Origin of the sequence: Mesorhizobium sp. M1182 (genome assembly GCF_040318335.1) — a bacterium.
GTDB lineage: Bacteria > Pseudomonadota > Alphaproteobacteria > Rhizobiales > Rhizobiaceae > Mesorhizobium.
Genome location: NZ_JAMYMD010000002.1, coordinates 463,576 through 473,056 on the forward strand (window position 1 = coordinate 463,576; position 9,481 = coordinate 473,056).

Annotated in this window: 11 protein-coding genes; 7 read left to right on the plus strand and 4 right to left on the minus strand. The window is 64.0% G+C overall.

Translation table 11 applies throughout. The annotated features are described in order from the left end of the window. Window positions 1-265: 265 nt before the first annotated feature. From NKH33_RS04775 to NKH33_RS04795, 5 genes are read left to right on the plus strand one after another with little or no spacing between them, the layout of a single operon-like run. A complete protein-coding gene (locus NKH33_RS04775) occupies window positions 266-1,153 on the plus strand; it encodes a sugar phosphate isomerase/epimerase family protein (protein WP_352918362.1) in 888 nt (295 codons plus the stop codon). 55 nt (window positions 1,154-1,208) lie between these two features. Beyond that, window positions 1,209-2,378 carry a mandelate racemase/muconate lactonizing enzyme family protein gene (locus NKH33_RS04780; RefSeq protein WP_352474076.1) on the plus strand — a complete coding sequence of 390 codons (1,170 nt, stop codon included), beginning with the start codon at window positions 1,209-1,211 and terminating at the stop codon, window positions 2,376-2,378. 1 nt (window position 2,379) lies between these two features. Continuing rightward, window positions 2,380-3,096: a FadR/GntR family transcriptional regulator gene (locus NKH33_RS04785; RefSeq protein ID WP_292661187.1), complete on the plus strand. Its 717-nt coding sequence runs from the start codon at window positions 2,380-2,382 to the stop codon at window positions 3,094-3,096. Between the two features lies 1 nt (window position 3,097). Then, window positions 3,098-4,078, plus strand: coding sequence for a hydroxyacid dehydrogenase (locus NKH33_RS04790; RefSeq protein ID WP_352814573.1), 981 nt, complete (start codon window positions 3,098-3,100; stop codon window positions 4,076-4,078). Between the two features lie 42 nt (window positions 4,079-4,120). Further along, window positions 4,121-4,504, plus strand: coding sequence for a hypothetical protein (locus NKH33_RS04795; RefSeq protein WP_352474072.1), 384 nt, complete (start codon window positions 4,121-4,123; stop codon window positions 4,502-4,504). Window positions 4,505-4,518: 14 nt separating this feature from the next. On the opposite strand, the gene NKH33_RS04800 is transcribed toward NKH33_RS04795, so the two are convergent. Then, window positions 4,519-5,814 carry an amidase gene (locus NKH33_RS04800; protein WP_352918363.1) on the minus strand — a complete coding sequence of 432 codons (1,296 nt, stop codon included), beginning with the start codon at window positions 5,812-5,814 and terminating at the stop codon, window positions 4,519-4,521. A gap of 120 nt (window positions 5,815-5,934) precedes the next feature. Between NKH33_RS04800 and NKH33_RS04805 the strand changes: the two genes are divergently transcribed. After that, on the plus strand, window positions 5,935-6,282 hold the full coding sequence (locus tag NKH33_RS04805) for a GFA family protein (RefSeq protein ID WP_023675184.1): 348 nt from the start codon (window positions 5,935-5,937) through the stop codon (window positions 6,280-6,282). On the opposite strand, the gene NKH33_RS04810 is transcribed toward NKH33_RS04805, so the two are convergent. Beyond that, window positions 6,279-7,502 (minus strand): MFS transporter, encoded by a 1,224-nt coding sequence (locus NKH33_RS04810; protein WP_352448398.1) that lies wholly within the window; start codon window positions 7,500-7,502, stop codon window positions 6,279-6,281. The genes NKH33_RS04805 and NKH33_RS04810 overlap by 4 nt on opposite strands. Before the next feature lie 91 nt (window positions 7,503-7,593). On the opposite strand from NKH33_RS04810, the gene NKH33_RS04815 reads away from it, so the two are divergent. Then, on the plus strand, window positions 7,594-8,574 hold the full coding sequence (locus tag NKH33_RS04815) for an AraC family transcriptional regulator (protein WP_352474069.1): 981 nt from the start codon (window positions 7,594-7,596) through the stop codon (window positions 8,572-8,574). A gap of 12 nt (window positions 8,575-8,586) precedes the next feature. Here NKH33_RS04815 and NKH33_RS04820 read toward each other — a convergent pair whose 3' ends face one another. Beyond that, entirely contained in the window at window positions 8,587-8,868 is a 282-nt protein-coding gene (locus NKH33_RS04820; RefSeq protein WP_352474067.1) for a hypothetical protein, read from the minus strand. Between the two features lie 246 nt (window positions 8,869-9,114). After that, window positions 9,115-9,481 (minus strand): TOBE domain-containing protein (locus NKH33_RS04825; RefSeq protein WP_352613146.1); only part of this gene is annotated, 367 nt, incomplete at its 5' end.

Below are 9,481 nucleotides of genomic sequence, written 5' to 3' on the forward strand. Positions count from 1 at the left end.
GCCATTTGACGCGCTGCCGCGGTCCTGCAACCATGCCGAGTTAGGCCACATGTTTAAGTATAATCAATAGCATAGACAGGAGCCAACGCTTGATGGCAGCACTTCTTGCCGTCCAGATGAAATTACTGTAGACCTCCCATCAGGCCCAATTGGTCGAACCAGTTTGCAAAAAATGCTGGGACGCCTTGGGGAAGAATCATGCGGCACGCTTCGGCAGAGTGCGCCGCAGGCGAACTGGTACAGGCGATTCTGGGAAGGATAGACCATGCATCTTTCGACGCACAATTGGATGCGGGCGGAGCCGCTGGAAACGACGCTCAAGCGCATCAAGAAATTCGGCTACGAGTCGATCGAGATCTCCGGCGAACCCGATCAGTACAAGCCCAAGGAGACGCGCGCACTGTTGAACGAGTACGGCATTCGCTGCTGGGGAGCGGTGACGCTGATGCTGGGCGAGCGAAATCTCGCCGCCAAGGACCAGGGCCAACGCGAGCGCTCGGTGCAGTATGTCAAGGACGTGCTGACCATGGTCAGCGAACTTGATGGCGACATCATCACGCTGGTTCCGGCCACCGTCGGCAAGGTGGTGCCGGACGGCACCGAGGAAGAGGAGTGGAAATGGGTGGTCGACGCCACCCGGGAATGCTTCACCCACGCCAAGAAGGTCGGCGTCAAGATCGCGGTCGAGCCACTCAACCGCTTCGAGACCTATCTGTTCAACCGCGGCGCCCAGGCACTGGCGCTGGCCGATGCGGTCAGCCCCGAATGCGGCGTCTGCCTCGACGCCTACCACATCCACATGGAAGAATTTAACGTCTACGACGCCATCCGGCAGGTAGGCAAGCGCCTGTACGACTTCCATGTCGCCGACAACAACCGCTTCGCCGCCGGCCTCGGGCAGATCGACTGGCCGAAGATCGTCGGCACGCTGAAGGAGATCGGCTATGACGGCGCGCTGACCAATGAATTCGTCGCCCCCGTCGACCGCACGCCGGCTGCCCCCTATCCCGACATGGTCGAACGCAACCCCGTCGACATCTCGCCGGAGCAGCTGAAATTCATTCAGGACCACGGCTCCAGCGTGCTCACGGAGAAATTCTACACCGACCAGATGCGCATCAACGCGGAAACGCTGCTGCCGCTGATCAAGTAGCCGAGCCGTTTGGAAAGAGCCCTTCCGCCTCACCGCGGCCGGGCCGAGGATGAACATGCGCATCAAGACGGTCCAAGCCTGGTGGGTCCGCATACCGATCGAAGCCGCGAAGCAGCACCGCAGCGACTTCGGTCAGGTGGCGACGTTCGACGCCGCCATCCTGCGCATCGAGACCGACGACGGGCTGGTCGGCTGGGGCGAGGGCAAGAATGCCGCCGGCAGCGCCGGCAGCTACGGCGCCCTTGTCCATTTGCTGAACTACGAGGTCGGCCCGCAGCTGGTCGGCCGCGACCCGGCTGACATCGGCGTCATATGGGAGATGCTCTATAATGGCACGCGCCACGATAGCGCCGCTCGCGCCGGCCACGCCATGCCGCAATTGGCGCGACGCGGCATGAGCATCGCGGCTATCAGCGCCGTCGACATCGCATTGTGGGACATTCTTGGCAAATCGCTCGGCGTTCCGGTCTGGCGGCTGCTCGGCGGCCGCAAGCTGGACCGCATGCCGGCCTATGCTTCCGGCGGCTGGGCCACTGCGGAAGCCATCGGCGACCAGCTGCAGTCCTACATCGCCAAGGGCGGTTTCAAGGCGCTGAAGATGCGCGTCGGCGCCATGGACGGCGCCCCACATATCTCGGCCGCTCGCGTCCGTGCCGCCAGACGGGCGCTCGGTCCCGATATCGACCTGATGGTCGACGCGCACGGCACCTACACGGTGGCCGAAGCCAAGCGCTTTATCCATCTCGCCGGCGACCTCGATCTCGCCTGGTTCGAGGAGCCGGTGATCGCCGACGACAAGCCCGGCATGGCCGAGGTGCGCGCCTGCGGTTCGATCCCGATCGCCACCGGCGAAAGCGAGGCGACGCGCTATGCCTTCCGCGACCTCGCCGTGCTCAAATCTGCCGATATATTCCAGCCGGATCCGGCCTTTTGCGGTGGCATCAGCGAGGCGATGAAGATCGGCACCATCGCCAGCGCCTTCAATCTGCGCTTTGCGCCGCATCTTTGGGCCGGCGCGCCCTGCTTCTTTGCCGGGCTGCATGTCTGCGCTGCTTCACCGGCGAGCTTCACCGTCGAATATTCGCTCGGCGCCAACCCGATGATCCACGATCTGATCGAAGAGACTGTCGAAGCAAAGGACGGTATGGTAGCGATCCCTGATAGACCCGGGCTGGGATTCACCATTTCGGAGCGGTTCCTGGAGGCGCACGCGCAACACGGCTGACATGAAAGAAAAGAACCTTCTCGCGGAACTCGCCGCCTATCTGTTCTCCCATTCGGACAAGGAGACGGGCCGCACGCCGTCGGAGCGCGAACTGGCAGAGCATTTCAGCGTCAGCCGCGGCCAGATCCGCGAGGCGCTGGCCATTCTCGAGGCCATGCGCATCGTCGAGCGACGGGCGAAATCCGGCATCTACATCGATACGAAGCAGGCGAGCGTCGAGGCGATGGCGCTGTTCGCCCGCGCCGGCCTGCCGCTCGATCCCGTCCAGATCTACGAGACGGTCGAGTTGCGCAAGATCCACGAGATCAAGGCCGCCGAACTTGCCTGTTCACGCGCCACCGAGGAGAATTTCGAGCGGCTGCGCGAGATCCTGAAGGCCTCCGAGGATCGCATCGCCGCCGGTGAAGGGCTTGCCCGGGAAGACCGCGAGTTCCACCTCGAGATCGTGCGGGCGACCAAGAACAGCGTCTTCCACAATATCTGCAGCGTCTACTACATGATGGGTGAACTGCGCCTGCCGATCTATTTCAACGATCCCGAACGCAGCGTGCGCTCCCATGCCGAGCATATCCAGATCTACGAGGCGCTGCTGCGCCGCGACGGCAATCTCGCCCAGGCGCTGATGAGCGCCCACCTGCAAGGCGCGGAAAGCTACTGGAAGGGGCTGATCGAGGGGCGTGGGGCGGAACCGGAAAGCCCTGCGCTCGAAAAGGCCTGAAATGCCCAAGATCCTGTCAACACACAGACTCCACCCTCGTGCCGCTTCCATGCTGACCGGGGCCGGCGAACTCGTTGTTGCTTCCGCCCTCGATGCGGCCACGCTGGCCGCCGAGGCGAGGAACGCCGATGTCATCATCGTTCGCGCTCCCTTGCCTGCGGCGCTTTTCGAAGGCGCGAAGAAGCTCAGGGCCGCGATCCGCCACGGCGCCGGGCTGGACATGGTACCGATGGAAGCGGCCAATGCGGCCGGCGTGCTGGTGGCGAATGTGCCGGGGGTGAACGCGCGATCTGTCGCCGAATATGTGATGTTCGCGGCGCTGGCGCTGCTTAGGCGCTTCCGTGTGTTGGACCGCGACTTGCGTGCGAAGGGCTGGCTGGCGGGCCGCGAACACACGGTGGTAGCCAGCGAGCTAGCGGGCAAGACGATCGGCATTGTCGGCCTCGGCGCGATCGGTCAGGCGGTTGGCCACATCGCCGCCCATGGGTTCGATCTGAATGTGGTGGCGACGACGCGCAGCATGCGGCCGGCGCCGGACAGGGTCGGCTTCCTGTCGATCGATGCACTCATCGAACAGAGCGACATCATCGTTCTGTGCTGCCCGCTGACGCCCGAAACACGGGGGCTGATCAGCCGCGAGCGCATTGAGCGGATGAAGCCGGATGGGCTGCTGATCAATGTTTCGCGCGGGCCGGTGATCGATGACGACGCGCTGATCGAGGCCTTGCAGAAGGGCCGCATCGGCGGCGCTGCGCTCGATGTTTTTGCTACACAACCGCTACCGCCCAACCATCCTTATTTCGGCTTCGACAACGTGATCGTCACCCCGCACATGGCTGGGATTACCGAGCAGTCGATGATGCGCATGGGCGTCGGCGCGGCTGGCGAAGCCTTGCTGGTGCTGGCCAACAGATTGCCGGTCAATCTGCGCAACCCCGAAGTGGTCGAGCACTACCGGCGGCGGTTCCCTGCCGATTTCTGAAAGCGCCCCAATTTTCCCGAATTCGCCGACGATGGTGCCAGCATGGCAAGCGTCACAAAATTCCTGCTGACCGCCGGCTTCTGCGTGGCGACGGCGCAAGCCTTCGCCAACGAACAGGGTAGCTACGTGTTCTGCGACAACGGCATACGCTGCCTGGCGGCGCCCTGTCCATCGAACAGCGCACTCGACCTTGCTGCTGGGAAGCTCATCAAAGGCGTTTCAATCGACATCGATCGCCTGCCGCAACAAGACAAGGCGCTCGATCTTTCAGACAAGCTCTATGCCGGCAAGGTCGTTGTTGTCGGCTCGATCGAGAACCGTACCCGGACCTTCAACGGCAAGCGGTACACCCTGCCTTGGCTGGTCGCCACCAGCATCGAACGCGCCGCCAAGGACAGCGAACGCGGCCACTGCTCGTCGCGCTGACACGCGCTGTGCGATCAATTTGCAAGCAGCCCCTCCACGCCGGCTGCGATGCGCAGCAGGTGGTGGTCATGGCCATTGCGCGCCACCAGCATCAGCCCGGCCGGACGCGTCATTCCCGGCATCGGCAGCGAGATGGCTGATAGATCGAACTGGTTGGCGACCTGCGTGTTGCGCAGCAGAAGGCCTTCCATCCTGTTGCACAGCGCCTCGTAGCTGGTCATCGACACGATCGTCGGCGCCGTCACCGGTGTGGTCGGCAGGGCCAGCACGTCGACCGACGCCAGCCGGTCATCCATCGCGGCGGCCAGCGCCGTGCGGCGGCGCATTGCCCTGATATAGACCGTGGCCGGAATGGCGGCGGCGCGCGACAATGGCCCGCTTACCCGCGGATCGACCGGCCTCGTCGCTCCCGCCGCCAGCCAGTCGGCATGGATCTCCGCCCCTTCCATCGCCGCGATAGACGCGCGTTGGGTTGCCACGCGCAGATCGGCAAGCAGGTCGTCGATCGACAGCTCCACAAGCCGTGCGCCGCTAAGCTCCATCTTGCGCAGACACCGGTCGAACGTCGTCGCGACCTCTTCGTGCGTATCATCGAACAGCACGCCGCGCGCAATACCGATGCGCAGGCCGTCCAGCGGCAGCGGCAACAGTGCCGCCAGGTTTTCGCCCGACATCACTGCATCGGCCGCCGCACATTCGGCGACGGTGCGGGCCAGCGGACCGATCGAGTCCAGCGTGGCTGACAGCGGAAACGCACCCGCAAGCGGCACGCGCCGCGCAGTCGGCTTGAAACCGACGACGCCATTCAGCGATGCCGGAATGCGCACCGAACCACCGGTATCGGAACCGATGGAGATTTCGCTGGTGCCTTCGCCCACCGAAACGCCGGCGCCTGAGGAGGAGCCGCCCGGAATACGGCTGGCATCGCTAGCATTGCCGGGCGTGCCATAATGTGGATTGACGCCGATCGCAGTAAAGGCGAACTCGGTCATGTTGGTCTTGCCGAGGATGATTGCACCGGCCTGGCGCAACTTTTGCACGACAATGGCATCCCGCAGCGCCGGCGCTGCGTTGGCGAGCAGCAGAGAGCCCGCCGTGGTCGGCTCGCCGGCGACATCGAACAGATCCTTGATCGAGACGATCGCCCCATCGAGCGGCCCGAGCGTGACGCCGGCTTTTCGCCGCGCATCGGTGGCGTCCGCCGCCGCCCGGGCGGCTTCCGGGTAGAGCTTTACGAAAACCCTCTCATCGTCGACGCGAGCGGCAAGAGACGAAAGAATTGCTTCGAGGTGATCGCGGGCTGATTGCATTTTTCGGTGTCGGACTCCGCGCGCTTGCAACGTCTTAAGGTAGCAGCCAGAAACTGGCCGCAGGAGACATAGCCCGGCGCGGTCGGATTTGCACCTGTCGAACCGAAGGAGGAAGGCGCGATGCTCTACCAAGGCAGCTGCCACTGCGGCAAGGTCGCGTTCGAGGTCGAGGGCGAGCTGACCGGAGCCGTTCGGTGCAATTGCTCGATCTGCTCGCGCAAGGGTGCACTGCTATGGGCAGTTCCGCATGAGAGCATGCGGGTGCTTGCCTGGGGCGATGATCTCGGCCGCTACAGTTTCGGCAACCATGTCATCGCCCACCGCTTCTGCCGCAGCTGCGGCATTCACCCCTTCGCCGAGGATGTCGGCGAAGGGAGCGGGCGAAGTGCCTATATCAATATTAATTGCATCGAGGCGTTGGACGTCGCCGCCGTGCCGGTCTTCGACTTCGACGGCCGTTCCGTTTAGGCCTTGGGGTCGTCGATCGGCTTGGGGCCAAGGAAGAACGCCGCCAGTGCCGCAAGCAACGTCGCCGCCGCGCAATAGGCGAAGGCGGTGGCAACGCCGGTATTGTCGACAAGCAGGCCGCCGAAGACGGCGCCCAACGCAATGGCGACCTGGAACGTCATAACCATGAGCCCACCGGCGCTTTCCGCCTGATCGGGGGCGGCCCGCACCAGCCAGGTCTGCAGCCCGACTGGGACGGCGCCGAAGGCAAAGCCCCAGCTGGCCACTGCTATTGCAGCCACGACGGGTGAACCTCCGACCACCAGCAGCAGGAGCGCCGAAAACGCGATCAGCAGGGGCGCCAGGCTGACGGCTGCCTTGAGGCTGCGTTCGGCAATGAAGCCGCCGGCAAAATTGCCGAAGAAGCCACCAATGCCGTAGGCGAGCAGCACAAGCGAGATCGTCTCGATGTCCAGCGCGGGCACCTTCTCGAGAAACGGGCGGACATAGGTGAAGCCGGCAAAATGTCCCGAGGCGACCAGTAGTACCACCAGCAGTGCCACCCTGATCATCGGCCGCTTCATCACCTCCAGCAGCGTGCGAAAACCTGCCGTACCTGCAGGCGGCAGCTTCGGAATGGTAGCCACCTGCACCAGCAGCGCCAGCGCTCCGACCACGGCGGCGATCATGAACGCCGTCCGCCAGCCCCAGATGTCGCCGACATAGGCGCCGACCGGAGCCGCGCAGACCGTTGCCACCGAAACGCCGGTGAGAATGATCGACATGGCGCGCGGCATCAGCCGCATCGGAACGAGCCGCATCGCCATGGCTGCCGACATCGACCAGAAGCCGCCAAGACTGATCCCGAGCATGATGCGGGCAATCAGAAGAACGGGAAGCGAGGACGCAAACGCGGCCACCAGGTTTGACAGCACAAGCAGCACCGTCAGCGCCCACATGACCAACCTGCGGTCCAGCCGCTTGGTGACAATGGCCATGGTCGGCGCCGCAATCGCGCCGATGACGGCGGTTGCCGTTACCGCCTGCCCGGCGGCGCCTTCGGTGATGCCGAGATCCTGCGCAAGCGGCGTCAGCAGGCTGGCAGGCAGAAATTCCGCGGTCACCAGGCCGAAGACTCCGAGCGCCAGGGAGACCACTGCCCCCCATGCGGGCTCGGATCGTTCGCCGGTTTCCGATGGGTCGAGAACGGCGTCCATGACGCCTGTCGCGGGTTCGGTCATGAGGGATCTCCGATCTGGTTGCAGCGCAGCATCTGGCTGCAGTGCAACATAGGGAGTGACTGTCTGGAGTTTCCATGCTAGAAACACCATTATGCTTGACCGTTCGTCCAAAATCCCCGTCACCGGTGATCCGCTGACAGACATATTGCGCGGATTGCGCCTCGAAGGCGTCGATTACGGCCGTTGCGAGATGAAGGAACCCTGGGGCATCCATTTTCCGGCTCAGGCGGCGGCACGGTTTCATTTCATCGGCCGCAAAGGCTGCTGGTTGCTGCAGCCGTCCGGCGAATGGGTGGAACTGAAGGCTGGCGACGCGGTATTGTTGCCGCGCGGCTCAGCCCACACGCTGGCGAGCGAGCCGGGTACCGAGGCGGCGCCGATCCACGGCTATGAGGTCGAGGAAATCTGCAAGGGTGTCTATTGCATGTCGAATGACGGCATGCCCGGCTGCCGTCCGGGGACCTTGCTGTTTTTCGGCAGCATGTATTTCAATCTCGATGGCTTGCACCCCTTGCTCGGCATGATGCCGGACGTGATGCGCGCACATGAGTTGGAGGCCTATGAGCCAGGTATCCCGCATTTGCTGGAAGCGATGGCCCGCGAGGTGACGATGGAGCGCGTCGGCTCCGGCGGCATCCTGGCGCGGCTGGCCGATGTGCTCGCCGCGACCGTCATCCGCTCATGGGTCGAGCGCGGCTGCGGCGACTCTTCCGGTTGGATTGCGGCGGTCAGGGACCGCGAGATCGGCCGGGTGCTGGCCGCGATCCATCTGGAACCGAACCGCGACTGGACGGTGGAAGCCCTGGCGAAGATGATGGGTGCCTCGCGATCAGGTTTCGCCGAGCGCTTCGCAACCATTGTCGGCGAAACACCGGCAAAGTACGTCACGCAGGTGCGGATGCACCAGGCGAGGCAATGGCTGGTCCGCGACCGGCTCAAGATTTCCGTCGTCGCGGCTCGTCTCGGCTACGAATCCGACGCCTCCTTCAGCCGCGCCTTCAAACGGGTCATCGGATCGCCGCCTAGCCATTTCCGGGCTGAGGAACAGGCTGATATCCGCCAGGCCGGCTAAACGTTGGCCGGATTATTGCTCGGTGATGCAGGCCGAGCCGGCGCTGCTCTTGCAATATTTGCCGGAAGCCCCGCACCTGCCATCCGAGACTTCCACGACGGTGCCGCTCAACAACAGCTTGCAGTCGCTGGTGGACAGATTGACCGTGCCGTTGAGATCCTTGATCTTCTTGGCGTCGACCTTCGCGCCTGCGACAACTTTCTTGGCTGCCTGCGCCTCGCCCAGATGCGCCGCCGACAATCCCATACCGGCGACGAGTAGGATCGTCGCAAAACCGCGAAATAGAGTTCCCATAGCCAACCCTCCGTTTTGGGCCTCCAAATTGGGCTTGCAAAGCCCGTTTGGGACCAAAGGATCAGCCTATTCGACAAATCGGAGCATCCGCATCCCCCGTATGGGGGATGACGGGAAGACTCGAGCATTTAGCAGCCAAGGGAATCACTCGACGTCGCACAAATGCGGCTAAAACACATGGTTTAGAGCGGTATGCACGGCTCGATTTGAACGCATCCGTTCTAGCTGCAGCAAAGAGGCTTGTACTTAGCCGGCGTGACGCAGGCTTATTCCGCTGCCCTTGTCGAACAGCACCACCTTGTCCGGGTTCCAGGCAAAGCGCACCGGCTGCTCTATCTGCACGTCGGTCCTGGCCGGCACGGTGGCGCGCAGCATGGTGTCGCCGACCCGCAGCGTCAGGATCTTTTCGACGCCATGGTTCTCGACATCGTGGACCCGCGCCTCGACCGGCGCGCCGGTCTCGAGATAGACGTCTTCAGGGCGAATTCCGAAGACGAGCGGGCGACCGTCGGTCGCCGCGCCCGTCTTTGGGGGGGGGGGGGGGGGGGGGGGGGGGGGGGGGGGGGGGGGGGGGGGGGGGGGGGGGGGGGGGGGGGGGGGGGGGGGGGGGGGG